Origin of the sequence: Anaeromyxobacter sp. SG64 (assembly GCF_022690745.1) — a bacterium.
Lineage (GTDB): Bacteria > Myxococcota > Myxococcia > Myxococcales > Anaeromyxobacteraceae > Anaeromyxobacter > Anaeromyxobacter soli.
This window is the reverse complement of the sequence record NZ_JALCZB010000027.1, coordinates 14,734-38,650: the sequence shown is the minus strand read 5'-3', so window position 1 is coordinate 38,650 and position 23,917 is coordinate 14,734. Positions and strand designations below refer to the sequence as shown.

Here is a 23,917-nt window from a genome sequence, read left to right as displayed (position 1 = left end):
CGGCCGAGCGATCTCCGGCCCCGGAGAGGTCGAATGCGAGGCGACTTGAATTTTCTTCAAACCACATGTGTTCCAGTGAGCGATGAAGGGAACGACCAAGAATCTGGAGCTGGATACGCTGACGCCGTACCTCGAGGCGGCGCGCCGTCAGGGCCCGCTGTCGCGCGAGGAGGAGCGCGAGCTCGCGCTCCGCGCACGGCGCGGGGAGGCGCGGGCGAAGGAGGAGCTCGTGCGCAGGAACCTCGCGCTCGTGGTGATGATCGCGCGCAAGCAGATGCGCGGGACGCTGCGCCTCGAGGAGCTCGTGCAGGAGGGCAACCTCGGCCTCCTGCGCGCCATCGAGAAGTTCGACCCGAACGCCGGGACGCGGTTCTCGACGTACGCGGTGTGGTGGATCCGGGCGTACGTCTGGAAGTACCTGAAGCAGGCGCGCTCGTCGGTGAGGCCGAAGAGCGGGACGGTGGCGGCGGCCGACCTGTCGCTCGACCGCACGGTCGACGAGGAGGGAGACGTCTCGCACCTCGATCGCCTGGAGGACGAGGGGCCCGGCCCGCACGAGCAGTACGCATCGGCCGAGCACGACCGCCACCTCCGCGCCGCGCTCGAGCGCGTGCGCGGGCGGATCGGCGAGGTCGGCTGGGACATCGTCCAGACGCGCCTCAAGCAGGACCCGCCCGACACGCTCGAGACCATCGGCAAGCGCTGGGGCGTGTCGCGCGAGCGCGTGCGGCAGCTCGAGCTGCAGACGAAGCGCTTCCTGCACGGTTACCTGACGTCGATCCGGGACGCCGAGGGCGGCGAAGGCGACCGCGAGGCCGCCTAGCACCAACCAGGGAGCGCAGGAGGTCGGGGATGGCGGGCGACGGCGAGGGGCGCTGCAGGCGGTGCGGAGACGGCGAGCTGCAGGAGCAGACCGAGACGCTCTCGGTCGAGCTCCCGCGCTCCGCGGTGACCGCCTCGGTCGCCGTGCCGGCCCGGCGCTGCGCGGCGTGCGACGCCGTCCAGGTGGACGGAGAGCTCCGCGACCGGGTCCGCCTCGCCACCTGCTGCGAGCTCGCCGACGCCGGCGTGGACACGGGAGAGGCGCTCCGGCACATGCGCAAGGCCCTCGGCCTGCGCGCCGCGGAGCTCGCGCGGCTGCTCGACCTCACGCCGGAGACCATCTCGCACTGGGAGACCGGCCGCGCCGCCCCCAACCGCGCCGCGTTCATCGCCGTGTGCGCGATGGTGCAGGACGCGCTCGACGGGCGGAGCACCACCCGCGACCGGCTCGCGCGCCTCGCGCAGCACCAGGGTTACCCGCACGCGCTCGCCGTGAAGCTCCGCTGACGCCGCGGGCCGCCTCGCCTCTCGCCATCGCGCCCGCCCGGCCGGCGGGTGTCTCACGAAGGGACGACGGGTCCGCCCGCCCGTGGCGACGCGCGAAGTTCACGCAGACTTCGCCGCCGCGCCGCCCGCCGAACTACGCGTCGAGGCACGATCCCGGGCATGAACGACCAGCGAACCATCTACTGCGGAAAGCGGCACCGCCGCGCCGACGGCGTCCCCGTCGGGCACTCCTGCCGGATCCTCGCGCCCGAGTACCTGCGCGCGGAGCGGCTCGAGGAGTACGGATGGGCCGCCACCTTGCTCGAGCGCATGCCCATCGTGCTCCATGCGGGGGCGGCCGACCTCGGGCAGGGTCGCGGCTGCGCGCCCGAGCATCCGAGGACCGCGGCGCTGAGGCCGCTCGACGGCTCGTCGGGCCCCGGGGCGGGACGTTGCAGTCAGTGAAGCGTGGGGCTCCTGCTCGCCGGACCGCCGCCTGGCCTCACGAGGCCGAGCGCGTCGGCTCGGCCTCCCGCGCGGTGGCGGCGAGGAGCGGCGCGAAGGTCCGCCACGTCTCGCGCAGCCGGCGGCACCAGCCGAGCGAGGCACGGACGAAGGCGATCGTCTCGCGCGGCCTGCCGAGCGCGTCCGAGAGCGTCCGGACGAGGTGCCCGCCGCGGGAGAGGCCCCGCGCCGCGAGGGCGGCCGCGACGCTGCGGGCCACGGGAGGCAGCGGCGCCGCGGGCGTGTCGGTGACGACGCGGAGCACCGAGAACGCGATCCCGGCCTCGGCGGCGGTCCGCGCGAGCGCGGCGGATTCCATGTCGCCGGCGGCGGGCGCGCGGAGACCGTGGCCGGCGGCGGCGAGCACCTCGGCCGCGGACGAGAGCTCGACCGGGCGGGCGCCGGGCGCGAGCCGCAGGAGCGCCGGGGGCAGCTCCAGCGCGGCCCGCTCTCCGTCCGCGAGCCGGTGCACCGACCGCGCGGTCACGACCGCGCCCACCTCGAGCCCCGGCGAGAGCGCGCCGGCGAACCCCGACGACACCACGAGCGAAGGCCGCGGTCCGCGCGCGAGCCGCGCCGCGAGCGCCGCCCGCGCGCGCTCCGGCCCGACGCCGGTGCAGAGCACCTCGAGCCCCGCCGCGTCCGCGTCCGAGATCCCGCGGCGGCAGGCGGCCGCCTCGGCGAAGGTCGCGGCGCAGACCACGATGCCCGCCGCCCGGCGGGGCGCGCGGAGCCGCACCGCCAGCGCCGCGAGCGTGAGGGCGGACACCGTCGCGCTCGCCGCCGCGAGCGCGTGATCGCCGATCGCGATCGTGACCGCGAGGTTGAAGGCGAGGACGCCCGCGTACACGGCGTAGATCCCGGGGACGAAGCGCGGGTGCACCCGCCGGAACGGCCCGCGGCAGCCCGGGAGGCTCGCGGCGCAGCGCTGGAACACCCACGCGCTCACGGCGCCGACGAGGAACCAGCCCGCGAAGTTGGCGGCGGTCACGCCGAAGTAGAACCCGCGGTAGGGGTAGTCGTAGATGCGCCCCAGGAACCACTTCTCCCCCTGCAGCGTCACCGGGTCGATGACGACGTCGAGGAGCGTCATGAGCACGCCGGCGAGGAGCGGCGCCAGCGGGTGGAGGAGGCCCGGGGCGCGCCCGCGGGCGCGCTCCTCCGGCCGCGACAGGAGCGCGCCGGCCAGCGCGAGCGAGAAGTAGGTGAGGAACACGAAGGACAGCGAGTCCCAGAACGGCACGTTCGCGATCCAGAGCTCGCGCGTGCGCGTCTCGTCGAAGTAGCGGTACGGCCCGAAGGGGAAGCCGTTGCGGGTGGAGCTGTACTCCGCGCCGAAGGCGAGGAGCCAGGTCGTCACCCCGAAGACGAGCGTCCGCCGCGGACCGAGCTGGTGCAGCGCGAACACGAGGAAGCACGCGAAGAACGCGTACACGTACGGACGGTGGACGACCGTGCCCCAGAGCAGCGCCGCCGTGTCCGCGAGCGCCATGGGCGGCCTAGCCGCTCCGCGCGAACCGCCCGAGCGCCATGAGCGGGAAGTAGTGCCGGTAGAGGTGGTAGCGGAGGTAGAAGTGGCGCGGGAAGCCGGTGCCGGTGAACGCCTCCTCGCTCCACGACCCGCCCTCCTCCCCGTCCGTCAGCTGCCGCTCGACGAGCCACGCCACGCCGCGCCGGATCGCGTCGTCCTCCCCGGAGCCGTAGGCGAGGAGCCCGATGAGCCCCCACGCCGTCTGCGAGGCGGTGGAGGGGCCGCGCCCCATCGCGGCGCGGTCGGCGTAGGACTCGAGCCCCTCTCCCCAGCCGCCGTCGGCGTTCTGCACCGACTCGAGCCAGCGGACCGCGCGCCCGACCATCGCGTCCGACCGGGGGACGCGCTGGCGCGCGAGGCCGGCGAGGACGTTCGACGTGCCGTACACGTAGTTCACCCCCCAGCGCCCGTAGAAGCTCCCCTCCGGCTCCTGCGCGCGGCGCAGGTAGGCGACTCCGCGCCGGCAGGCGCCTCGGAGGCGCGGGTCGTCGAGGAGCCCGAAGGCCTCGAGCACGCGCCCGGTCACGTCGGGGCTCGACGGGTCGCAGAGCGAGTCCATGTCCGAGAACGGGATGTCGTTCAGGAACCGCTTGTCGTTGTCGCGGTCGAACGCGGCCCAGCCGCCGTCCCGGTTCTGCATGCTCGCGACCCAGGCCGCCGCCCGGCGGACCGCGTCGCCCTCCCGCGAGGCGGGGTCCTGCTTCAGGAGGCCGATGATCACCGCGGCGGTGTCGTCCACGTCCGGGTACCAGCTGTTCGCGTACTCGAAGGCCCAGCCGCCGGGCGGGCCCCGCGGATCGTAGACGCGCCAGTCGCCCCAGTCGTTCGTGAGCTGCATCCCCTCGATCCAGCGGCGCGCCGCGAGGAGGCGCGGATCGGCGGGATCGGCGCCCGCGTCGACGAGGCCGGTGAGCGCCAGGATCGTGTCCCACACCGGCGACTGGCAGGCCTCCACCCGGAAGCCCTCCGCGTCGCTCAGGGTGAATCGCTCGATCGCCTCGAGCCCGCGCCGGACCGGGTCCGAGTCGAGCCCGCGGCCGGCCGCGTGGAGCGCGAGGACGCCGTTCAGCATGGGCGGGAAGATCCCGGCCCAGTCGCCGCTCGCCTCCTGCCGGGCCAGGATCCACTCCTCGCAGGCGCGGAGCGCCTCCGCCCGCAGCCGCGTGAGCGGCGGCACGCGCCGGACCCGCTCGTGCGCGCGGAGGGCCACGTCCGCGGCGTTGAAGAACGCCTTCCAGCCGAGCCCGTGCCGGCGCACCGTCGCGAGGACCGACTCGCGGTACGGCACGCGCTTCTCGGCGGGATCGAGCCAGAGGTGGTCGAGCCAGGGGTTCGCGTCGGAGCGGCCGTTCGGGAGCGCGAAGACCGGCCGGTGGTGGAAGAGCACGAAGAGCGGGATCATCGTCGAGCGCGCCCAGCTCGCGAGCCGGTACGCGTTCACCGGCGCCCAGCGCGGCAGGAAGATGACCTCCGCCGGGACGATGGGGACGGCGTCCCAGGGGAAGAGCCCGAAGAGCGCGAGGTTGATGCGCGTGAACACGCGCACCCGCGCGAGGCCTCCCGCGGCGCGGATGGCCCGCTCCGCGGCGAGGAGCCGCTCGTCCTCCCTGGCGACCCCGAGCAGGCGCAGCGCGAGGTACGCCTCGGCGGTCGTGGAGACGTCCCCGGGGAGCGTCGAGGCGATGCCGAAGCTGCCGTCCGGCTTCTGGCGGGAGCAGAGGTAGCGGACGAGCGAACCGCGGCGCGCGGTGAGGTCGAGCCCGAGCGCCTGGCGCAGGAGCACGTACTCGGCGGTCACCGTGACGTTCGACTCGAGCTCGCCGCGCCAGTGGTCGCGCCGCTGGGTGCGGTAGAGGAAGTCCTGCGCGGCGAGGGCCGCGCGGCGCGCCGCGCGCGCGAGGGGGTCCTCCGCGAGGCGGACGTGGCCGCTCATTGCGCGTGGCCGTTGGCGGCGAGCGAGGCCCTCCACAGGGCGCCCGGCACGAGCGCCAGCTTCTCGCTCGCCGAGAGGCTCGCGCGGCGGCGGAAGACGTCGTAGCCGTTCGCGCGGATCTTGCCGAGGATGGCGGAGTAGGCGTCCACGGCGAACTGGAACGCCAGGCGCCCGCGCGCGTCCGCGAGGAGCGGGATGAGCGCCAGGCCGCGCTCGTACAGCCCGCGCGCCCGCGCGATCTCGAAGTCCATCAGCGCCCGGAAGCGGCCGTCCACCCGCCGCGCCGAGAGGTGGCCCTCGCCGAGGCCGAAGAGCGCCAGGTCCTCCTCCGGCAGGTACACGCGCCCGAGCGCGAGGTCCTCGCCGACGTCGCGCAGGATGTTCGTGAGCTGCATGGCGGTGCCGAGCGTCTTCGCGTGCTCGAGCGCTTCCGTGCCGGCGCGGTAGCCCGCGACCGGGGTGATCATGAGCCCGACCGTCCCGGCGACCCGGTAGCAGTAGCGCTCGAGGTCGGCGAAGGTCCGGTAGCGCGCGCCGTCCAGGTCCATGAGCAGCCCGGCCACGAGGTCGTCGAACGGCTCGAGGGGGATGCCGTGGCGGCGCACCGTCTCGCCGAGCGCGACGAAGCGCGGCTGCACGCTCTGCCCGAGCACGGCCCGGCGCAGCTCCTCGAGCATCGCGGCGAGCTTCCCCCGGATGGCGTCGGGCGTGTCGTCCGGCCCGGGGACGTCCACCGCGTCGTCGGCCACCCGCGCGAACCCGTACAGCGCGGCGATGTCGCTCCCGCGCTCGGGCCCGAGCAGCTTCGCCATCATGTGGAACGTCTTCCCGTGCACGCGGAGGATGTCCCAGCACTCGGCGAGCCCCCGCCGCCCCAGCTCCGCCAGGGCGGGCGTGCGCCCGCGCTCGGCGCCCACTGTCACGGTGTCCATTCGGTCCCCCCTTCGACGAGCTGCTCGGACGGCGCGGCCGGCCGCGCGCGGGCGCGCCCCCTCCGGCGGGCGAGCCGCGCGTGGGCGCGGCGCGCGGCGATCTTCCCGGAGAGCGCCGCGGTCGGCACGGTGCCCGGCCAGACGGTGAAGTGCCCGGCGGTGTGGAAGTTCTCGAGCGGCGTCTCGACGTGCGCGAGCGGGTTCGAGAACGGGAAGCTCCTGAGGTTGAGCTCGAACCCGCAGGAGCCGCCGAAGGCGTTGCGCGTGAAGCGCACGGTGGACGGCGGCGCGCCGACGTCGAGGTGGACGACGCGGTCGGCCACCCCGGGGACGAGCCCGTCGAGCTTCTCGAGGAGCTCCGCGGCGACCTGCCGCTTCAGCGCGCGGTACGCCGCCGGCCTGGGCGGCGGCCGCGCCGCCTCGCGGGCCGGATCACCCGAGAGGCCCGTGCGCCAGCCGTCCTGCCAGTCGTGGCGCGTGAACGCCTGCACGACGAGCGCGGACTTCCCCGCGGGAGCGAGCGACGGGTCGCGGAGGCCGTGGGCCGTCACCTCCAGGAAGGCGTGCCGGTGCGCGTCCGGATCGGCGGGATCCAGCGCGGTCTTGCACGCGAACGAGGGGAAGTAGAAGACGTGCGAGGTGCGGAGCCGCTCGCGGAGCGCCTCGGGCGCGAGGTCGAGGCCCAGGTACACGGAGACGAGCGCGTCGGACGTGCGCGCGCGGTCGAGGCGCGCGAGCGCGGCGGGCGAGAAGCGCTCGCGCCCCACGAGCCGGTGGACCGCGAAGCGGTAGTCCCCGGTGTAGACGACCTCCTCCGCCTCCAGCCGCTCGCCGCGCGCGGTCCGCACCGCGACCGCGCGGTCGCCGCTCACGTCGAGCGCCGCGACCGTGCGCCGGAAGAGGAACCGCACGCCGCGCTCCTCGAGCCGCGCCACCCAGCGGTCGAAGAACCCCTGCAGCCCGCCCTCCGGGTACCAGTAGTCGCTCGCCCACAGGTGCCAGAAGGCCGACGCGACGAACACGTTCATCCGCGTGTAGCCGCAGCTCGCGAGGAGGTCGCGCACGCCGGACGGCGGGAGCTCGCGCGCGTACCAGGCCGCGGAGTCGTCGAGGAGCAGCGTGCGGAGATCGCGGAGGCGCCGGAGGAGCACCGCCGGCGAGCGCACCGCCTCGCGCTCCAGCGCCCCGAGGGCCCAGCGCGCGGCGCTCGTCCCGCCCGCGTCGCGGACGTAGGGGACCCGCTCCGGGACGAACAGGCGCGAGAGCAGCGCGGAGGTCCGCTCGTGGAAGGCGAACACCCGGCCGAGCGACGCCGCGCTCTCCGGGAACGCCTGCTGGAGCGCCCGGCTCACCGCGCCGAGCGAGGTCACGTCCACGTCCACCCCCGGCATGACGAGCCGGTAGTGGGCGCGGCGGAAGCGCGCGAGGTCCGCGAGCCCGTACTGCTCGAGGAGCGGGAAGACGATGCCCATGTCCTCGAACGACTGGCAGCCGACGTCGAAGTAGAAGCCGCGGCGGCGGATGCCGCCCATGAGCCCGCCCGCCTGGTGGTCGTGCTCGAGGACGAGGACGCGGTGCCCGCGCTGGCAGAGGTCGGACGCGGCCACGAGCCCTGCGATCCCGGCGCCGACGACGATCGCGTCGAAGCGGCCCGCCGCCGCCTCCTCGCGCGCCTCCCGGCGCGAGCGCGCCTTGTCGTCGGGCTCGGTCATTTCGGGGGGAACGCGGTGAGGTCGCGGGCGCGGGAGAGCGGGCGGTCGCGCAGCTCGGCGACGCGCGTGCAGCCGGTGAGGAACATGGCGAGGCGCAGCTCCTGGAGGAGCCGCTCGAGCTCCTCGGCCGCCGCCTCCCAGGACCGCTCCGCCGCGCGCAGGAGCGGCAGGGCGAGCGCCACCGCGTCCGCCCCGAGCGCCAGCGCCTTCGCGATCTCGATCCCGTTCCGGATCCCCCCGGAGGCGACGACCACCCGCTCCGGTAGCGCCGCGCGGCAGGCGGCGATGCTCTCGACGGTGGGGATCCCCCAGCGCGCGAACGTCTCGCCGAGGTCGCGCCGCGCCGGATCGCGCGCCCGCAGGCTCTCGACCCGGGCCCAGGAGGTCCCCCCGAGCCCCCCGGTCTCCACCCCAGCCACCGGCAGCGCCGCGATCTTCCGCGCGGTCGTGCGGGAGATGCCAGCGCCGACCTCCTTCAGCAGCACGGGGACGCCCAGCTCCGGGATCACCGCGGCGAGCCTCGGCAGGAGCGCCGCGAAGCGGGTGTCGCCCTCGGGCTGGATCGCCTCCTGGAGCGGGTTCAGGTGGAAGTTGAAGGCGTCGCAGCCGACCTCGGCCACGAGCCGCCTGACCTCCGGGACGCCCACGCCCAGGTTGAGCTGCACGGCGCCGAGGTTCCCGAAGAGGAGCGGCAGGCCCGGCGCGGCCTCGCGCACCGCGTAGCTGTCGCGGGTCGAAGGGTCCTGGAGCATGCGCCGCTGCGAGCCGAGCGCGAAGCCCACGCCGCAGCGCTCCGCGGCGCGCGCGAGGCGCCGGTTCACCTCGCCGGCGCGCGGCGTCCCGCCCGTCATCGCGCCGACCACGATGGGCGCGGCGAGCCGCTTGCCGAAGAGCTCCGTCTCGGTCCGCACCGCCGCGAGGTCCACCTCGGGCAGCGCGTCGTGGTCGAAGCGCAGCGCGGCGAACCCGGTGGCGTCGCCGCCCGGGAGCTCGACCTCCTCCGCGAGGCACAGGGCGAGGTGGCAGTCCTTCCGCTCGGCGATGGACATCCCTACCTCCCTCAGCGCATGAGCGACCGCACGGAGCGGACGACGTTCCCGACGGTGGCCATCGAGTCCTGCACCGCGGAGGGCTCGTAGCCCGAGTGCACCATGCAGTCGGCGCAGCGCGGGTGGCGCCCCGCCCCGAACTTCTCCCAGTCCGTCGTCTCCATGAGCTCGGCGAAGGTCTTCGCGTGGCCGCCCTCCGAGAAAAGGTAGCAGGGGCGCTGCCAGCCGAGGACGCTGTAGTTGGGGCTGCCCCACGGCGTGCACTGGTAGTCGCGGAGCCCGGCGAGGAAGTCGAGGTAGAACGGCGAGTGATTGAAGCGCCAGCCGCGCTCGCGCGCGGGCGCGAGCACGCGGCGGAACAGCGCGCGCGTCTCGTCCCGCCGCAGGAAGTGCTCCTGGTCCGGCGCCCGCTCGTAGCCGTAGCCGGGAGAGACCGTCATGCCCTCCACGCCGAGCGCCATCACCTCGTCGAAGAACCGGTGCACCTCCTCCGGGTCCTGGCCGACGAAGAGGGTCGAGTTGGTCGTCACGCGGAAGCCGCGCGCCCGCGCCGCGCGGATGGCCGCCACCGCGGCCCGGTGGACGCCGGCGCGCTGCACCGACGCGTCGTGGCGCGCCTCCACGCCGTCGAGGTGCACGTTGAACGTCAGCCGCCCGTGCGGCTCGAAGAGCGCGAGCTTCTTCTCGAGCAGGATGGCGTTCGTGCACAGGTAGACGAACCGGCCGCGCTCCACGAGCCCGCGCGCGATGCGGGCGATCTCGGGGTGGAGGAGCGGCTCGCCGCCGGCGATGCTCACGACGGGTGCTCCGCACTCGTCGGAGGCCGCCCAGCACTGCTCGGGCGTGAGCGAGCTCCGCAGCACGGCCTCCGGGTGCTGGATCTTCCCGCAGCCGGCGCACTCGAGGTTGCAGCGGAAGAGCGGCTCCAGCATCAGCACGAGCGGGTAGCGCGCCCGCCCGCGCAGCTTCTGGGCCACGATGTACCGGCCCACCGCCACCGCCTGCTTCAGCGGGATGCCCATGCCGCCTTCCCCTCTCCGGGGCGCGGAAAGTAGCCCCGCTCCCCGAACCACGTGAGCGCATCCTCGAAGGCGATCCGCACCGGCGTCTGGGGCAGCCCGAGCTCCCGCACCGCCTTGGCGGCGTCGAAGAACATGCGCCGGCGGGCCATGCGCACCGCCTCGAGCGCGACCGAGGGCGGCCGGTGGGTGACGAGGCGCGACACCGCCGTGTCGAGCGCGCCGACCGCGAGGGCGGCGAGGTAGGGGAGCCGCACGCGCGGGGCCGGACGTCCGAGGATCGCGCCGACCTCGGCGAGGATCTCGGCGAGCGTCATGTTCCGGTGGCCGAGGATGTAGCGCTCGCCGACGCGCCCGCGCTCCGCGGCGAGCAGGTGGCCCTCGGCGACGTCGCGCGCGTGCACCACGTTGAGCCCCGTGTCCACGAAGGCCGGGAGCCGGCCGCGCGCGAAGTCCACCAGGATCCGCCCGGTCGGGGTCGGCTTCACGTCCCACGCGCCCACCGGGGCGGACGGGTTCACCACCACGACCGCGAGGCCGCGCGCGACGTAGGAGAGCGCGGCCCGCTCCCCGGCGAGCTTCGAGCGCTTGTAGTGGCTGGTGAGCTGGCCGGGCGCGAGCGGCGTCGTCTCGTCGCAGGGCGTGGGGAGCGCTGAGAGCCCGACCGTCCCGACCGTGGAGGTGTGGACGACGCGCTCCACCCCCTCGGCGAGGCACGCGTCCATGACGTGCACGGTGCCGTCCACGTTGGAGGCATACAGCTCGCGCGGGTCGCGCGCCCAGAACCGGTAGTCCGCCGCGACGTGGAACACGCGGCGGCAGCCTCGCACCGCCCGTCGCACCGCCTCGCGGTCGCGCAGGTCGCCCACGGCGATCTCGACGGGGAGGCCGTCGAGGTTCGCGCGCGGCGATCCGGGCCGCACGAGGACGCGCACCTCCGCGCCGCGCTCGAGGAGGAGCCGCGCCACGTTCGCCCCGACGAAGCCCGACGCGCCGGTCACGAGCGCACGGCCGGTCACGGCGTCCCCCGTGGCGCCGGATCTTCCGACGAGTCGATCTCCTCGCGCAGTCCCGCCATTCCGCCTCGCAGCGCGCCGTGGGGCGCGTCGCCCGAGAGTGAAGCTCCCGCCTGTGGCGAGGGGTGTAGGATTCGTTCCTCCCGCCGATCACGCAACAGTATTAGGGTCGTCCGGATGCGGTCGCGCGATGGGGTGCGACCGTCCGAGGCGTAAGCACCTCGACCGCGGGCCCACTCGGGGCGCATGCACCCCAGGTGAGCGCGATCCAGTGTGCGGATCCTGCGCGACTTGCCGCTGCGGTGAGCAGCCTCAGCCCGGAATGGCGGCAGCCCCGTGGCGCTCGGCCGCCGCCGCGGGCCGGACGTCGAGGCGGCGATCCCGGCTGTTGCACGGCGCCTGGCGCCCGAGGGTCCCCGCGCACGGCGCGAGCATCAGCCGGTCCGCCAGCGAGAACGCCGCCGCTGCCGGGACCACGAAGCGATCGACGCGCCCGCATCGGCAGCATCGGATCCGCAGCGTCGTCCACTCGGTCGCCCGCCTGGCCATGAGCTCCTCCTGGCGGTCTGCAAAGCATGGGACGTGCCGGCGCGCCCGGCCCCGGGAGCTCGGGCGCTCGCCGTGGCCACGGCTATCCAGGCGAGTCCGGCGCCTTCCCGTCGAGCACCTCGGGGCGATCCCCCGCCCGCCCGCCCCCCGCTCCGCGCGCGCCGCCCGGGCCCGGCGCGGAGTCGCGCGCGAGGGCGGCGAGCTCGCGCAGCGTCGCGTTGTGCGGAGAGGAGCGGCGCTCCTCCTCGGTCGCGTGGAGGAGCCGCTGCAGCTCCGGCCCGAGCCGCCGCAGGACCGCGGCGCGCACGTCGTCCACGCCCGGCTCGCGGCGGAGCGCCTCCCGCAGGTCGCTCGCGCGGATGGCGTCCACGTCGCGCCCGGGGACGTAGCCGACGCCGTGGCTGGAGACGGCGCGGACGAGGAGCCCGGCCCGCGCGAGCGCCTCGAGGATCTCCTCGACCTCCGCCGGCGGGACCTCGAGGAGCTGGGCGAGCTCGACGGGCGTCCGTCGCGTCCCGCCCGCGAGGTAGTCGCGCGTGAGCTGCGCGGCGGCGGCGACCGCGAGCGTCTCCTTCAGCGCCTGGTCCGCCCGGTGGCCGCGGAGCCGCTCGCGCACGACCTGCTCGTTCTGGTGGCTCGCCGCGACCTCCGCGCCGACGAGCACGATGAGCCACGAGACGTAGGTCCAGACGAGGAAGATCGGGATGGCGCCGAGGACGGAGTAGAGCGCGTTGTACTTCGCGACGCCCATCTGCAGCTGCACGTGCACGACGAGCGATCCCTGCCAGCCGATCGCGGCGAGCAGCGCACCGAGGAGCGCCGACAGCGGGCGGACCCGGACGTTGGGCAGGATCACGTACATCGCAAACAGCGCGAGGCCGACCACCACCACCGGGGTGAAGCCGAGCGCGAAGTCGATCGCGGGACCGAGGCGGAGCCGCTCGCGCAGGAACACGACCACGCTCGAGCTCTGCGCCGCGGTGGAGACCGTCGCCGCCGCGAAGACCAGGATCGGCGTGGTCACGAGCAGGGTCACGTAGTCGGTGATCTGGCGCAGGAACGGGCGGGTGGTCTTGGCGCCGAACACGTCGTTGAGGGCCATCTCGATGCTCGAGACGAGCGACACGCTCGTGTAGACGAGGACGAGGAGCCCCACCGCGCCGAGGCGCGACACGTCGGTTCGATCGACGAACTCGAGGATCCGCTCGCTCGCCTGGAACAGGGCCGGGTTCGGCCCGAACGTGTCGGCGAGGTACGGCCTCACGAAGCCCTCGACGAACGCCTGGTAGGCGCCGAAGCCCTTCAGCACCGCGAAGGCGAACGCGAGGAACGGCACCACCGAGAGCACGCTGTAGTACGTGAGCGCGGCGGCGCGGACGGTGAGCCGGTTCTCGAGGAACCCGCGGAGGGTCGAGTAGCCGAGCCGGCTCGCGCGGAACAGCGCGGCCTTCGCGCGGGGCAGCTCCGCGGGGCGGACGTCCCAGATGCGCACCGCGAAGAACTCGCGCAGCCGGTCGACGGGGTGCGAGGCGGCGTCGCTCACTCCTCCATGATCCTTCGCCTCGCAGGATCGCGCCGCGCCGGGCGCTCACCGCCCCGGCCGCTCGTCTGGCGCCGGGACGCCCGGCCGGGACACCGCGGCGAGGGGAGCCCCTTCTTTTCGCGGTCCGCCGGCGATCACCGCCCGGCGGCACAGGAGGAAGATCGCTCTGGGAGCACGGAGGGAAGCCATGGCCACGTTCAAGCACGTCCTCGCCGCGACCGACTTCAGCGAGGCCTCGGGCCGGGCGCTCGAGATGGCGGTCACGATCGCGCGCGACGCCGGCGCCCAGCTGACGGTCGCGCACGTCGCCGAGGTCCCGACCTACACGGAGTTCGCCGCGCCGGTCGACCTCGTGACTCCCATCACCGATCTCGCGGAGACCAAGCTCGAGGAGCTGCTCACGTCGATCCGCGACGTGTGCCCCGGGGTGAAGGGCACCGTGCGGGTGGGCGCGCCGTGGGAGCAGATCCTCGCGGCCGCCGCGGAGGCGGGCGCGGACCTCGTCGTGCTGGGCACCCACGGGCGGCGCGGCTTCGCGCACGCGTTCATGGGGAGCGTCGCCGAGCGCGTCGTGCGCCTCTCGCCCATCCCCGTGCTGACGGTGCGCTCGCGCATCGCCTCCTGAGGCGCGCGCGGACGCGCCCGCGGCGGGCGCACCGCGCGCCGCCTCGGGCGCGCTCGCTCAGGCGTCCGCCGCGACGGCAGCCTCGGGGGCGGCGACCGGCAGCCGGCGCTCGCGGAGGAGCGTGCTGCAGAGCTCGCAGTTCACCCGGCTGCGAATGGTCCAGTGGGCGCCTGGGTCCACGACACCGCACAGGATCCGCTGCAGTTCGCGGTCGTAGTAGTGGACGATCTTCTTCTGCGCGTGCTGCTCCATTGCGTCTCCGTCCGTCGAAACCGCGGGCCGGGTGAGGGACCAGCCGCCCCTGCACCGGGCCCGCCTGCCAGGGGTTGTAACGTGCGGCGGCGGGGCTCGCAGAGGCCAGGCGGTCCGCTCGTCCCCCGCGGAGCGTCGAGCAGCACCCCCGGAGCGTGGCATCGTGGGGCGCCCCGCATGACCGAGGAGCCCCTCATGGACGCCCCCACGCTCGCGAAGCACCTCGAGAAGCACCTCCGCGTCGCCACCTTCCCGGTCGCGATCCGCCCGCTCGCGCCCGGCGAGCCCGTCCCCGCGAAGGCGAAGCGGCCGTCGAAGGACCTCGGCGCGCAGGTCGCGATCTGCCAGTGCGTCGCGCTCGCGCGCCGCTACGGCTGGACGATCGCGTTCACGGGCGAGGATCTCGCCTGCCCCATCGCCAAGGCGGCGTTCGGGTTCGAGGATCGCATCCCGTACTACGAGCGCGGCGCGCTCGCCGAGGGGATGTACGCGTCGTGCCAGGAGGCCGGCGCGGCGTTCGAGTCGGCGCTGCCGCGCCTCGCCCGCGACGAGATCTCCGGCGTCGTGGTCGGCCCCCTCGAGCGATCGACCTTCGAGCCCGAGACGGTGGTGGTCTACGGAAACTCGGCCCAGGTGCTCCGGCTCGTGAACGCCGCGCTCTACGAGCGGGGCGGCAGCTTCAAGGCGGAGTTCACCGGGCGCGGCGACTGCGCCGACATCGTCATCCGGACGCGCCAGACGAAGGAGCCGCAGCTCATCCTGCCGTGCTACGGCGATCGGCTGTTCGGCCTCGCCGCGGACGACGAGCTGGCGTTCACCTTCCCGTTCGGGATGGCGGACGCGATCGTCGCCGGCCTGGAGGGGACGGGCCGGGGCGGCATCCGCTACCCCATCCCCTCGTTCGCGCTGCGGGCGCAGCCGGCGTTCCCGCCGAGCTACGTCGAGCTCGAGCGCCGCTGGCGTGCGGGCGAGGAGTGAGCGCGCTCGCAGGCGCCGGCGGCCGCTCGTGCAGGCTCAGCCCGCGTCTGCGGCGTGCGTCGCCTCCGGCGCGGACGGCCGCTGCTCGCGCGCCCGCAGCATCTCGCTGCAGCGCGGGCAGTTGACGGTCCTGCGCGTGGTCCAGTGGGCGGTCCGGTCCTCGATGCCGCAGAGGATGCCGGCCCGCTCCCGGTCGTAATGGTGGATGAGCCTGGCCTTCTCCGGGTGCTCCATCTCGTCTCCCTTGGGCGCGGCCGGGGAGGGAGCCACGGCTCCGAGCGACGGTCACACCTTGGAAGCTTGTAGCGCCCCGTGCCCGGCTCTGCAGGCATCGAGCCGCCGCTCGCCGCGCCGAGGAGGGAGCGCTCGCCGCGCCTCGCGGGGCGTGCCGCCTCCCGGATCGGACGGAGACCGCCGCTGCCGGGACCATGCCCGGCGCGGCGGCGGAGGACGCCGGAGCGGCTCAGGTGCTCTTGCGAGCGAGGGTCTCCGCGCGCTCGAGCAGCCCGCGCAGCTCCGGGCTCGGCTCCCGCGAGCGATCGCCGTGGCGCACCGCGCGCCGGACCCGGCTCACCGCCTGCGCGAAGTCGACGTCGACGTGGCCGCGTGCGACGAGCTGCTCCTCGAGCTTGCGGATGCGGCCCTTGAGATCCTTGAACCCGTCGTTCACCGCGTCCTCCTCGAGCGAGTGGTCGCGCCGTCGACCGCCGCGGGCTGCGGGCGGCGAGCCGTGGCGACGACGTTCAGAAAGACCTCGACGTCCACGAAGTCCTGGGCGCCGAGCGGAGCGAGGCGCTCCCGGAGCTGCGTCGCGAACGCCCGCACGGCGGAGTAGGTCGCCCAGTTGGGCGCGGGGTCGTAGCGGAGGTCGCAGCCGAGCCGCTCCGCGGCGGCGCGGGTCGACTTGGGCCAGATGACGACGTGGCGGCCGGGGTCGGCGAGGAGCGGGAGCGCCGTGGCCAGCGCCCAGCTCGAGGCGGGCGCCACGGCGAGCCCCGCGGCGGCCGCGAAGAGCTTGTCGAAGCGGGCGCGGGCCGGGACCGGGACGGAGAGCAGGCCGAACAGCGCGTCGAAGAAGGTGCGAGCGGCGGCCTCGTCCTCGAACACCTCGGCGAGGCCGTCCTCCTCGAGCACCGGGTCGAACAGCGCCGCGAGCGGAGCGGAGCGGGAGATCCGCTTCACGAGCTCGCCCACCTCGCCCTCGTCGGCCAGCCGCGCGCCCTCGCCGCTCGGGAACGTCTCCTTCCACGCGGCGCTCGCCGCGCGCCACCGCGCCGCCCGCTCGCGCTTGCCGCTCGCGGTGTAGGCGGGATCGGCGAAGCCCTGCGGATAGAGCGCCTGGAACTCGGCGACCGCCTCCTCGTGGGTGAGGAAGTTCGCGGCGAGCGCGTAGCGGCCGCTCTGCGCGTCGAGCGCGAAGGACGAGAGCCCCTCGAGCCAGGAGTTCCGCTCCAGGCCGTCGGTCGAGAGCAGCGCCCTCGCGGCGGGCAGGCGGAGCTTCGCGGCGAAGCGCTTCTCGCTGTCGGGGAAGAAGACGTGCACCGCGTTCGCCTCGAGGGCGACGACCTTGCCGACTCCCAGGGACGCGTGCTGTACCAGCATTCCTTCCTTCAGATCGGCCATCGACGTCCTTTCGCAAGGCTTGTAGCGCGTGTGTCGCGAGAGGACGCGCGCACGCGCCCGACGCGGTGATGCCTGCGTCGCAAAGCGGGAGAGCGCGGTCTGGGGTCTGCCGTCGAGGAGGGCGCTCGCTCGTTTCCGGTCGCTACGCCCGATCCGGCCGGCGCGCGTCTCTTGTACGCCCTGCGCCCTCCGCTGGGAAGCCCCGAGCGCCGGCTCGCCCGGCACGGACCCGGCTTGACCGCTCGTGGAGGGACGTCCGAGCCCCGTCTCTCCGAGCCGCGCTCCGGCCCCTCGTGGGCGGGCTTTTCACCGCTGGCGCGATTAACAATGAACGATGAGCGCCGCGCGCATCACCCGGTCCGTTCGCGGGCACCTCGTCGCGATCGAGCGCGTCGACTCGCACCTCTGGCGCGTGACCGTGGACGGGCAGCTGCTCGCGAGCTTCTGCACCGAGAGCCGCGCGCGCGCCGCGGGGACGGCGGAGGCACGTCGCCTCGAGCTCGTCGCGGGCGAGGGGCGCCGCCGCCAGTGAGCGGCGGGCGCCGCGCGCGCCGGCAGCCGCCGCCCCGTCTCGTCTGGACGAGGTGCCCCGCCAAAGAAGAAACGAAGAGCCCCGCCCGCCGGGCGAGGCTCTCGAGTGTCCGGCGGCCGGGCGGGCCGCCCGGCTACACGGCGAGGACGTAGTCGCCGGCCCGCACGAGGTCCAGCTCCACCTCGCGCGGCTCGACGTCGTACAGCTTCTCGTACGGCGTCATGAGCACCGCCTGGAGCTGCTCGGCGGTGCGCGCGCGCCGCTCGCGCTCGATGAGCTTGGGATCCTGCGCGACGAACTTCTCGTCCGGGGTGATCTTGAAGAGCGGCTGGCCCTTCTGCACGACCGTCCCGTCCGGCCCCGTCATGAGGACCCGGTCGATCGTGCCGGAGAACGGCGCGCGGACGGTGTTGAACATCTTCATGACCTCGATGATGTAGAGCGCCTGCCCCTTGTCGAAGTGCACGCCGTCGCTGACGAAGGGCGGCCTCCCGGGCGCCTCCTGGCGGTAGAGCATGCCGCCGAACGGGGCGACGAGCTCGTCGGCCTTCGTCGCGGGCGGCGGCACGAGGACCTTCTTCATGCGCGCCTGGAGCTCGGGATCGTTGAGGTACGCGGGGATCGTGACGTCGAGGTTCGCCTCCACGCGGAAGTCGAAGAACTTCACCGCCTCGGCGGCGGTGAAGAGGAGCCCGAGCAGCTCGTTGCCGGCCTCGTAGCCGAGGTGCGCGGCGCGGATCTGGCTCCAGGTCTCGGCGTCGTAGCCGCCCTGCGGGGCCTCGCTCTTCAGGATCTCGTTCAGCTTGTAGAACTCCTCCTTCTTGAGGCCGAACGTCTTCCGGAGCGCCACGTAGAACCGGATCGACTTCTGGAGCAGCTCGTGGTCGTGCTGCCAGATCACCTCGGCGGCCGGCTTCCGCGCGTCCCACCCCATGTTCAGGTACTCGTACGTGTCGTTGAGCACGCCGAGCGGGTTGCGGATCCAGAACACCTTGCCCTGCTCGAGCCGGTAGTGCTTGCGGTTCAGGCTGAGCCAGCCGGCGAGGAGGTGCGGCGCCTCGAGCAGCCGATCCATCACGCGCGTGAGCAGGGTGAGCTTGCGGTCGATCACCTCCGCCATGGCCTTCGTGACCGACGGGTCGCCGGGGCTCTCCTTCGCGATCTGCGCCGCGTAGTGCTTCTTCATCTCGGCGAACGCGTAGGCGGTGTCGAGCTTGCTCCCCTCCTCGGCGAGGAGCCCCACGAGCGTGAGGTACGGCACGACGAAGCGGGTGGTCGGCTTCGCCATCACGTTCTGGCCGAGGAACCAGTTGACGAGCCCGTAGTGGAACTCGAGGTTCGTGGCGAGGTTCACGCCGCGCAGGCTCGTCTTGCGCAGCACCTTGGCGAGGTGGAGGTAGCTGTCGAGGCGATCCTCGCCCTTCGTGAGGAGCAGCGCGATGTTGGAGTCGTACGCGCCCGCCACGTGGTAGCGCATGAACATGCCGGTGTCCGGGTTCGGCATGCTGATGCCCTGGTCGTCGCGGATCTCGCCCTCGATGGGCTTCGACCAGAAGCGGATGAGGCCGCCCGCGTGCGGCGAGAGCGAGGCGTCGGTCGCGTTGAGGCGCGCCTCGGCCGCGGCGCCGAAGCGCGGGATCCGCGTGGGCTTCGGGAGCCGCTCCTTGTGGCGCGCGAGGAGCGCCATCGCCTCGACGAGCGACTCGACCACGAACGCGTCGCTCGGGTCGTCCGGGTTCGCGAAGCGCAGCGAGTAGCAGAGCTCCGTCACCCGGTGCTCGACCTGGATGCGGGTGTTGACCTCCATGAAGTAGTAGCGGTCGCGATCGACGATGCACTCGAAGGTCGAGGCCGAGTCGAGCCCGACCGCGGCGCCGAAGCGGGCCGCGTCGTCCTCCATCCGCTTCAGGATCTCGAGGTCGGTCGCGAGCGCGCGGGCCTCGTCCTTCCGCCCCGCCCGCTCCGAGCGCTCGATGGCGGCGGCGAGCCCCTCCTGCGTGACGGAGATCTCGAGGAGCTTCTGCTCGTGCATCTGCAGGGAGCAGTCGCGGCCGCCGAGCGAGACGCACCACTTCCCGTTGCCGAGGAGCTGGATCTCGTTGTGGCGGGTCTGCTCGATGTTGAGCTCGATGAGGACGTTCTTGTTGTCGCCGACGCCGGTCGCCTTGACCTCGTTCAGGACCTCGCGGACGAGCGTGGGGGCCTCGGCGGCCGCCTCCTCGATGAGCTTCGCGTCGGCGTGCCTCGCGGTGAGGAGCGCGCCGCCCAGGATGCGCTGGCCCTTGCCGCCGCCGCCGCCGATGGCCTTGAGGCGCACGCGCGTGCCGGGGTGCTTCTTGAACATCTCGGCGACCTCGCGCTGCACCTGCCAGCCGAGCTCGTCGATGGTGTAGAGGTCGATCCCCTTGGCGTAGGACGCCATGAGGACGTGGTCGGCGAGCTCCTCGAGCGACAGCTGCTCGTCCTTGAGGAGCTTCCGATCGACGGTGAGGTCCTCCGCCTCCACGAGCGCGAGGAGCGCCTTGCGCGTCTTGTGCTTCGAGAGGAGCGTGCGCGCGGTGACGTTGTTCACGCCGGGCGTCACGGAGACGCCCACCTCCAGCGCGGTCCGCTTGGCCTCGTCCTTCTTGCCGGCGCGCGCCTGCGTCACCGAGTTCGGGCCGATGAACTTGAGGCCCGCCCGCTCGAGCGTCGCGACGAACTCCTCGTCCTCCGCCATGAACCCGTAGCCGGCGAACACCGAGTCGTAGCCGTTCTCGTGCGCGATGCGGACGATCTGGTTCATCCGCTCGACGCGCTCCTCCTTCGTCGCGCCGGTGTAGTCGGGGACCCGGTGCACGCGGCTCGTGTCGGTGAGCTGGCGCAGCTCGGGGGCGAGCGCGTTCGCGTAGACGATGGAGTCCTTCTCGGAGAGGAGGATGCCGTAGTGGCGGATCCCCATCTCCTCGAAGACGTCCATCGCCTCCTTGCGGATCGGGCCGCGGCAGACGATGAGCGGCTTCAGGTCCTCGCAGGCGAAGGAGCGGATCCACGCGGAGCCGGCCTTGCCGAGGCGGCGGTCGCGGTGAACGAGGGGGTTCGTCTTGTAGTAGTCGGCGGTCGGAGCCATCGGTCTCAAGTCTCCAGTCTTGGATTCGGGTCGAGCCGCGGACCTAGTGGAACTCGCGCTGCGGGCCGGACATCGGGGACGGCTTGTAGTGCCGGAGCAGGAAGCCCATGTTCTCGCCGAGGACCTTGCGCAGCTCGGTGGGCATCACGAGCGAGGAGATGGAGCCGAGCGCGAGCCCTTCCTTCGGGTTCATGAGCTCCTTCTCGTAGCGGCGGTTGAGCGCGGCCTCCTGCTGCTTCAGCCACTCCGCCGCCTCCTTCTCCGCGTCCTTCTTGGCGGCGGGGCCCTCCATGCCGGCGGCGGTGCGCTGCTCGACGCCCTTCTTCACCATCTCGGCCGCCGCGCCGCGGACCTTGCGCAGCTCGTCCTTGTAGACGAACTCCTTGCCCGCCGGCCCCATCACCGCGAGGCGCGTGGTCGGCAGCGCGAGCACGAGGTCCGCGCCGGTCGGGTAGTTGTTGTAGGACGCGTACGCGCCGCCGAAGGCGTTGCGCAGGATGAGCAGGATGCGCGGGGTGCGCACGTCGACGATCGCGTCGAGCATCGAGCGGCCCGCCTGCACGATGCCGCGCGCCTCCTGCTCGCGGCCGGGGAGGAAGCCGGTCGTGTCCTCCATGAAGATGATGGGGATGTTGTAGATGTTGCAGAACCGCACGAACCTCGCGATCTTCAGCGCGGTGTCGCAGTCGATCTGCCCGGAGCCGACGGCGCTGTTGTTCGCGACGAAGCCGACGACGTTCCCGCCGAGCCGGCCGAACGCGGTGACGACCTCCCGCGCGCGCTCCGGCTGGATCTCGAAGTAGTCGCCGTAGTCGCACACCTGCTGGATGATGATCGACACGTCGAACGGCGTGTTGAAGCCGGTCGGCGAGTTGAACGCCTTCTTGAGCAGCGTGTTGATCTCCCAGGTCTTCCGGTCGAGCGGGTCGCTCGTCGGCTGGAACGGCGCGGAGACGCCGTTGTTGTCGGGGAGGTAGGCGAGCAGGCGCACCGCCTGGCGGAGCGCGGCGAGCTCGTCCGCCACGGTGAGGTCGGCGACGCCGGAGGCGCCGTGGACCTTGGGGCCGCCGAGCTCCTCGGGCGTGATGTCCTCGCCGAGCACCGACTTCACGACGCCCGGGCCGGTGAGGCCGAAGAAGGTGTCGTTCGGCTGGATGACGAAGCTGCCCTGGCGCGGCAGGTACGAGCCGCCGCCCGCGTTGAAGCCGAACATGCACATGATGGACGGCACGACGCCGCTGATCTTGCGCAGCGCGGTGAACGCCTCGGCGTAGCCGTCGAGCCCGCCCACGCCGGCCGGCACGTACGCGCCGGCGCTGTCGTTCATGCCGATGAGCGGCATGCCCTTCTCGCCGGCGAGCCGGAAGAGGCGCGCGAGCTTCGAGCCGTTCGTCGCGTCCATCGAGCCCGCGCGCACGGTGAAGTCGTGGCCGTAGCAGGCGACGTCGCGGCCCCGGACGTTCAGCACCGCCGTGACGAGCGACGCGCCGTCGAGGTTCTTGCCCCAGTTCTGGTAGAGGACGATCGGATCCTTGTCCGTCAGGACGCGGATGCGCTCCCAGACCGTCATGCGCCGCTTGAAGTGCTGCTTCTCGATCTGCTCGATGCTGACCGAGCGGATGGGGCGCTGGACGAGGTCGTGCCCTTCCCTCATCGCCTCCTCGTAGCCGCCGGTCTCGCGGGCGATCTCGCCCGGGATGTTGAACTCGACCTTCTCGACCGGATCGAGCGGGTTGGTCAGGATCGGTTTGATCGCCTTCGTGGCCATGGGCTCGGTCCTCTGTACGACGCTGTGTGAATCCCGCGCAAAGCGTGCCGATCGCCCGGTCAGCCTGGCGGCGAACCGCGCTCGGGCTTCGTCACGAAAAAGTGCGTGATTGTCACAAAGCACCGCGCGCCCGGGCAAGGGGTCTCGCAGCTTTTGCGCCCCGGATCGCACCTCGGAGCGCCCGCTTCGTGGACCGGTGGGGGCGGCGACGCAGCGCGCCGCGCCGGCCGCGGAGGGGCGCACGAGCAGGCGCCGCCCGGCCTCCGGCGGGCCTCTCTGCGCGGGGAACCGCTACGCCTTGACGAGCACCGCCGCGTGGCTCCGCCACACGGCCGGACGCGCGGCGACGAGGAGCCCTGCGTCCGAGGCGGCCACGAGCTCGCGCTCGAGCTCCGCCGTAGAGACGTGCCCGCTCGGCTCCCCGAGGAGCAGCCGGCCGCCGGGCCGGAGCGCCGCGGAGGCCTCCCCGAAGAAGCGCGCCGCGCTCGGCAGCTCGTGCACGATCGCGAACGCGACCACCACGTCGACCTCGCCCGCGAGATCCTCGACGCCCAGCGTGTCGGGGTGGGCGAGCCGGAGGTCGAGCCGCTCGGCGAGGCCGGCGCGGCCGGCGCGACGGCGGAGGGCCTCGAGCATCTTCGGCTGGAGCTCCACCGCCACGACGCGGCCGGAGGGCCCGACGAGCCTCGCGAGGTCGAGCGTGAAGAAGCCCATGCCCGGCCCCGGCTCGAGCACCGTCATCCCCTCCGCCACGTACGGGCGCAGGAGCGTGAGCGGGTTCTGCACGAGCCGCCGGAGCGGGTTCACCAGCAGATAACCCAGCCACCAGGGGCAGACGCGGTGGGCCATGGGCTCCGGGATCGCCCATCCGGCGGGGGCACGGTAGCGCGACGTTGGGGTGCGGCCACGGGGCGCGATCTCGCGGCGAGGATCACGTGAGCCCGGGCGGACTTGGCCCATTCCCTTGATTGTCGTCAACTCAGCCGCACTGCGAGTCCGTGGATCGGACCCGCTGAGACCGAGTATCGTCCGTTTCGAAATTGAGAATGATTCGCAAGATTGGCGGCCAGAGGACCTCGAGCCCAGCGCCCCGACCCCGGAGCCCGCACGCGGGCGCCGGCCCGAGGTGACCGAACATGCGCCCCACGCACTCCTGCTGCTCTTCGCGCTCCCGCCGCTACCGCCGCGCCGCCCTCCTCGCCCTCGCCGCCCTCGCCGTCGCGCCGCTCCTCGCGCGCTCGCAGGAGGACGCGCCCGGCCAGGAGGAGCCCGAGCTCGTCGCCGAGGCGCTCTTCCTCTGCGACACGCTCCCACCCGCAGGGCGCGACCTGAACCTCTCCCTCGCCCTCGCCGAGGGCGAGCCGGATCCCGTCACCGGGGAGACCGCGCTCCAGGCCTCGCCGCGCGTCCAGCTCGCGATGGGGCTGGGTGAGCGCGTCGGCCTCTCCGCGGACGTGGGGCTCGGCACGGGGGGCACCGTCGCGCTCGACACCCCCGGCGCGTCGCTCAAGCTCCTGCTCCGCGCCCCGAGCGCGACGCGGACCGGGCTCTCCGCGTCGGTCGATCTGTTCGGCTCGACGCACTCCCTCCACGAGGCGGAGGCCGGCCTCGGGCTCGGCGCCATCCGCGCGCTCGGCCGCATGGCGCTGCGCGCGAGCGCGAGCGTCGCGAGCGGCGTCACCGCGTGGTCGCCGCACCTGCACTTCGGCACGTCGGCCGCGGTGGCGCTCGGCGCCCGCTGGCGCGCGCTCGCCGAGGTGGTCTCCGAGGTCTCCGCCGGCGAGGTCGCGGTCTCCGCCGGCCCCACCGTGAAGGTCGCGCTCGCCGAGAACAGCGCGCTCATGGCCGGCGCGCTCTTCCCGGTCTCGCAGGGCGGTGGCCTGCCGGTCTTCACCTTCCAGCTCACGCAGTCGATGTGACTCGCAGTCGGAGAA

At 73.6% G+C, this 23,917-nt stretch carries 23 protein-coding genes; 7 read left to right on the top strand and 16 right to left on the bottom strand.

Annotated features, from left to right (window positions below; genetic code table 11):
- Positions 1 to 82: 82 nt before the first annotated feature.
- The 3 genes from MNZ29_RS10680 (at position 83) to MNZ29_RS10670 (ending at position 1,773) form a co-directional block, all read left to right on the top strand.
- Entirely contained in the window at positions 83 to 823 is a 741-nt protein-coding gene (locus MNZ29_RS10680; RefSeq protein WP_242337749.1) for a sigma-70 family RNA polymerase sigma factor, read from the top strand.
- A 29-nt stretch (positions 824 to 852) separates the two neighbouring features.
- Complete coding sequence (locus MNZ29_RS10675; protein WP_242337746.1) at positions 853 to 1,329, top strand: type II TA system antitoxin MqsA family protein; 477 nt, start codon at positions 853 to 855, stop codon at positions 1,327 to 1,329.
- 159 nt (positions 1,330 to 1,488) lie between these two features.
- Positions 1,489 to 1,773 (top strand): hypothetical protein, encoded by a 285-nt coding sequence (locus MNZ29_RS10670; RefSeq protein WP_242355132.1) that lies wholly within the window; start codon positions 1,489 to 1,491, stop codon positions 1,771 to 1,773.
- 37 nt (positions 1,774 to 1,810) lie between these two features.
- On the opposite strand, the gene MNZ29_RS10665 is transcribed toward MNZ29_RS10670, so the two are convergent.
- The 9 genes from MNZ29_RS10665 to MNZ29_RS10625 form a co-directional block, all read right to left on the bottom strand.
- A complete protein-coding gene (locus tag MNZ29_RS10665) occupies positions 1,811 to 3,304 on the bottom strand; it encodes a carotenoid biosynthesis protein (RefSeq protein ID WP_242355130.1) in 1,494 nt (497 codons plus the stop codon).
- Between the two features lie 7 nt (positions 3,305 to 3,311).
- The gene (shc, locus tag MNZ29_RS10660; RefSeq protein WP_242337740.1) at positions 3,312 to 5,276 is read right to left on the bottom strand and encodes a squalene--hopene cyclase; all 1,965 of its coding nucleotides are present in this window, start codon (positions 5,274 to 5,276) and stop codon (positions 3,312 to 3,314) included.
- On the bottom strand, positions 5,273 to 6,208 hold the full coding sequence (locus MNZ29_RS10655; RefSeq protein ID WP_242337738.1) for a phytoene/squalene synthase family protein: 936 nt from the start codon (positions 6,206 to 6,208) through the stop codon (positions 5,273 to 5,275). Before MNZ29_RS10655 ends, shc begins: the two co-directional genes overlap by 4 nt.
- Positions 6,196 to 7,920 (bottom strand): NAD(P)/FAD-dependent oxidoreductase, encoded by a 1,725-nt coding sequence (locus MNZ29_RS10650; RefSeq protein WP_242337736.1) that lies wholly within the window; start codon positions 7,918 to 7,920, stop codon positions 6,196 to 6,198. The genes MNZ29_RS10655 and MNZ29_RS10650 overlap by 13 nt, the downstream gene beginning before the upstream one ends.
- Positions 7,917 to 8,969, bottom strand: a complete 1,053-nt coding sequence (gene fni, locus MNZ29_RS10645; protein ID WP_242355128.1) for a type 2 isopentenyl-diphosphate Delta-isomerase — start codon at positions 8,967 to 8,969, stop codon at positions 7,917 to 7,919. The genes MNZ29_RS10650 and fni overlap by 4 nt, the downstream gene beginning before the upstream one ends.
- A gap of 11 nt (positions 8,970 to 8,980) precedes the next feature.
- Entirely contained in the window at positions 8,981 to 9,991 is a 1,011-nt protein-coding gene (hpnH, locus tag MNZ29_RS10640) for an adenosyl-hopene transferase HpnH (RefSeq protein ID WP_242337732.1), read from the bottom strand.
- Complete coding sequence (hpnA, locus tag MNZ29_RS10635) at positions 9,976 to 11,007, bottom strand: hopanoid-associated sugar epimerase (protein ID WP_242337730.1); 1,032 nt, start codon at positions 11,005 to 11,007, stop codon at positions 9,976 to 9,978. The genes hpnH and hpnA overlap by 16 nt, the downstream gene beginning before the upstream one ends.
- A 309-nt stretch (positions 11,008 to 11,316) precedes the next feature.
- Entirely contained in the window at positions 11,317 to 11,553 is a 237-nt protein-coding gene (locus MNZ29_RS10630) for a hypothetical protein (protein WP_242337728.1), read from the bottom strand.
- An 82-nt stretch (positions 11,554 to 11,635) separates the two neighbouring features.
- The gene (locus MNZ29_RS10625; RefSeq protein WP_242355126.1) at positions 11,636 to 13,096 is read right to left on the bottom strand and encodes a YhjD/YihY/BrkB family envelope integrity protein; all 1,461 of its coding nucleotides are present in this window, start codon (positions 13,094 to 13,096) and stop codon (positions 11,636 to 11,638) included.
- Positions 13,097 to 13,283: 187 nt separating this feature from the next.
- Between MNZ29_RS10625 and MNZ29_RS10620 the strand changes: the two genes are divergently transcribed.
- A complete protein-coding gene (locus MNZ29_RS10620; protein WP_242337725.1) occupies positions 13,284 to 13,721 on the top strand; it encodes a universal stress protein in 438 nt (145 codons plus the stop codon).
- 57 nt (positions 13,722 to 13,778) lie between these two features.
- Here the strand turns inward: MNZ29_RS10620 and MNZ29_RS10615 are convergent, their stop codons facing one another.
- Positions 13,779 to 13,973: a hypothetical protein gene (locus tag MNZ29_RS10615; RefSeq protein WP_242337723.1), complete on the bottom strand. Its 195-nt coding sequence runs from the start codon at positions 13,971 to 13,973 to the stop codon at positions 13,779 to 13,781.
- A 195-nt stretch (positions 13,974 to 14,168) separates the two neighbouring features.
- Between MNZ29_RS10615 and MNZ29_RS10610 the strand changes: the two genes are divergently transcribed.
- Positions 14,169 to 14,951, top strand: a complete 783-nt coding sequence (locus MNZ29_RS10610; protein ID WP_242355124.1) for a DUF169 domain-containing protein — start codon at positions 14,169 to 14,171, stop codon at positions 14,949 to 14,951.
- Between the two features lie 36 nt (positions 14,952 to 14,987).
- On the opposite strand, the gene MNZ29_RS10605 is transcribed toward MNZ29_RS10610, so the two are convergent.
- From MNZ29_RS10605 to MNZ29_RS10595, 3 genes are all read right to left on the bottom strand, one after another.
- On the bottom strand, positions 14,988 to 15,221 hold the full coding sequence (locus MNZ29_RS10605) for a hypothetical protein (RefSeq protein WP_242355122.1): 234 nt from the start codon (positions 15,219 to 15,221) through the stop codon (positions 14,988 to 14,990).
- 193 nt (positions 15,222 to 15,414) lie between these two features.
- Positions 15,415 to 15,621: a hypothetical protein gene (locus MNZ29_RS10600; RefSeq protein WP_242337718.1), complete on the bottom strand. Its 207-nt coding sequence runs from the start codon at positions 15,619 to 15,621 to the stop codon at positions 15,415 to 15,417.
- Positions 15,618 to 16,574: a hypothetical protein gene (locus MNZ29_RS10595; protein WP_242337716.1), complete on the bottom strand. Its 957-nt coding sequence runs from the start codon at positions 16,572 to 16,574 to the stop codon at positions 15,618 to 15,620. Before MNZ29_RS10595 ends, MNZ29_RS10600 begins: the two co-directional genes overlap by 4 nt.
- Positions 16,575 to 16,908: 334 nt before the next feature.
- Here MNZ29_RS10595 and MNZ29_RS10590 point away from each other — a divergent pair, with 334 nt between their 5' ends.
- Positions 16,909 to 17,106, top strand: coding sequence for a hypothetical protein (locus tag MNZ29_RS10590; protein WP_242337714.1), 198 nt, complete (start codon positions 16,909 to 16,911; stop codon positions 17,104 to 17,106).
- Positions 17,107 to 17,239: 133 nt separating this feature from the next.
- Here the strand turns inward: MNZ29_RS10590 and MNZ29_RS10585 are convergent, their stop codons facing one another.
- The 3 genes from MNZ29_RS10585 to MNZ29_RS10575 form a co-directional block, all read right to left on the bottom strand.
- Positions 17,240 to 20,215: a biotin carboxylase N-terminal domain-containing protein gene (locus MNZ29_RS10585; RefSeq protein WP_242337712.1), complete on the bottom strand. Its 2,976-nt coding sequence runs from the start codon at positions 20,213 to 20,215 to the stop codon at positions 17,240 to 17,242.
- A 43-nt stretch (positions 20,216 to 20,258) separates the two neighbouring features.
- The gene (locus MNZ29_RS10580; RefSeq protein WP_242337710.1) at positions 20,259 to 21,983 is read right to left on the bottom strand and encodes an acyl-CoA carboxylase subunit beta; all 1,725 of its coding nucleotides are present in this window, start codon (positions 21,981 to 21,983) and stop codon (positions 20,259 to 20,261) included.
- A 291-nt stretch (positions 21,984 to 22,274) separates the two neighbouring features.
- The gene (locus tag MNZ29_RS10575) at positions 22,275 to 22,832 is read right to left on the bottom strand and encodes a class I SAM-dependent methyltransferase (RefSeq protein ID WP_242355120.1); all 558 of its coding nucleotides are present in this window, start codon (positions 22,830 to 22,832) and stop codon (positions 22,275 to 22,277) included.
- Positions 22,833 to 23,119: 287 nt separating this feature from the next.
- On the opposite strand from MNZ29_RS10575, the gene MNZ29_RS10570 reads away from it, so the two are divergent.
- Positions 23,120 to 23,902, top strand: a complete 783-nt coding sequence (locus MNZ29_RS10570; RefSeq protein WP_242337706.1) for a hypothetical protein — start codon at positions 23,120 to 23,122, stop codon at positions 23,900 to 23,902.
- Positions 23,903 to 23,917 lie beyond the last annotated feature (15 nt).

Bases quoted from the DNA above. Each gene is read 5' to 3' on its own strand.
- MNZ29_RS10680 (WP_242337749.1), top strand. From the start codon at position 83: ATGAAGGGAACGACCAAGAATCTGGAGCTGGATACGCTGACGCCGTAC.
- MNZ29_RS10675 (WP_242337746.1), top strand. From the start codon at position 853: ATGGCGGGCGACGGCGAGGGGCGCTGCAGGCGGTGCGGAGACGGCGAG.
- MNZ29_RS10670 (WP_242355132.1), top strand. From the start codon at position 1,489: ATGAACGACCAGCGAACCATCTACTGCGGAAAGCGGCACCGCCGCGCC.
- MNZ29_RS10665 (WP_242355130.1), bottom strand. From the start codon at position 3,304: ATGGCGCTCGCGGACACGGCGGCGCTGCTCTGGGGCACGGTCGTCCAC.
- shc (WP_242337740.1), bottom strand. From the start codon at position 5,276: ATGAGCGGCCACGTCCGCCTCGCGGAGGACCCCCTCGCGCGCGCGGCG.
- MNZ29_RS10655 (WP_242337738.1), bottom strand. From the start codon at position 6,208: ATGGACACCGTGACAGTGGGCGCCGAGCGCGGGCGCACGCCCGCCCTG.
- MNZ29_RS10650 (WP_242337736.1), bottom strand. From the start codon at position 7,920: ATGACCGAGCCCGACGACAAGGCGCGCTCGCGCCGGGAGGCGCGCGAG.
- fni (WP_242355128.1), bottom strand. From the start codon at position 8,969: ATGTCCATCGCCGAGCGGAAGGACTGCCACCTCGCCCTGTGCCTCGCG.
- hpnH (WP_242337732.1), bottom strand. From the start codon at position 9,991: ATGGGCATCCCGCTGAAGCAGGCGGTGGCGGTGGGCCGGTACATCGTG.
- MNZ29_RS10630 (WP_242337728.1), bottom strand. From the start codon at position 11,553: ATGGCCAGGCGGGCGACCGAGTGGACGACGCTGCGGATCCGATGCTGC.
- MNZ29_RS10620 (WP_242337725.1), top strand. From the start codon at position 13,284: ATGGCCACGTTCAAGCACGTCCTCGCCGCGACCGACTTCAGCGAGGCC.
- MNZ29_RS10615 (WP_242337723.1), bottom strand. From the start codon at position 13,973: ATGGAGCAGCACGCGCAGAAGAAGATCGTCCACTACTACGACCGCGAA.
- MNZ29_RS10610 (WP_242355124.1), top strand. From the start codon at position 14,169: ATGGACGCCCCCACGCTCGCGAAGCACCTCGAGAAGCACCTCCGCGTC.
- MNZ29_RS10595 (WP_242337716.1), bottom strand. From the start codon at position 16,574: ATGGCCGATCTGAAGGAAGGAATGCTGGTACAGCACGCGTCCCTGGGA.
- MNZ29_RS10590 (WP_242337714.1), top strand. From the start codon at position 16,909: ATGAGCGCCGCGCGCATCACCCGGTCCGTTCGCGGGCACCTCGTCGCG.
- MNZ29_RS10585 (WP_242337712.1), bottom strand. From the start codon at position 20,215: ATGGCTCCGACCGCCGACTACTACAAGACGAACCCCCTCGTTCACCGC.
- MNZ29_RS10580 (WP_242337710.1), bottom strand. From the start codon at position 21,983: ATGGCCACGAAGGCGATCAAACCGATCCTGACCAACCCGCTCGATCCG.
- MNZ29_RS10575 (WP_242355120.1), bottom strand. From the start codon at position 22,832: ATGGCCCACCGCGTCTGCCCCTGGTGGCTGGGTTATCTGCTGGTGAAC.
- MNZ29_RS10570 (WP_242337706.1), top strand. From the start codon at position 23,120: ATGCGCCCCACGCACTCCTGCTGCTCTTCGCGCTCCCGCCGCTACCGC.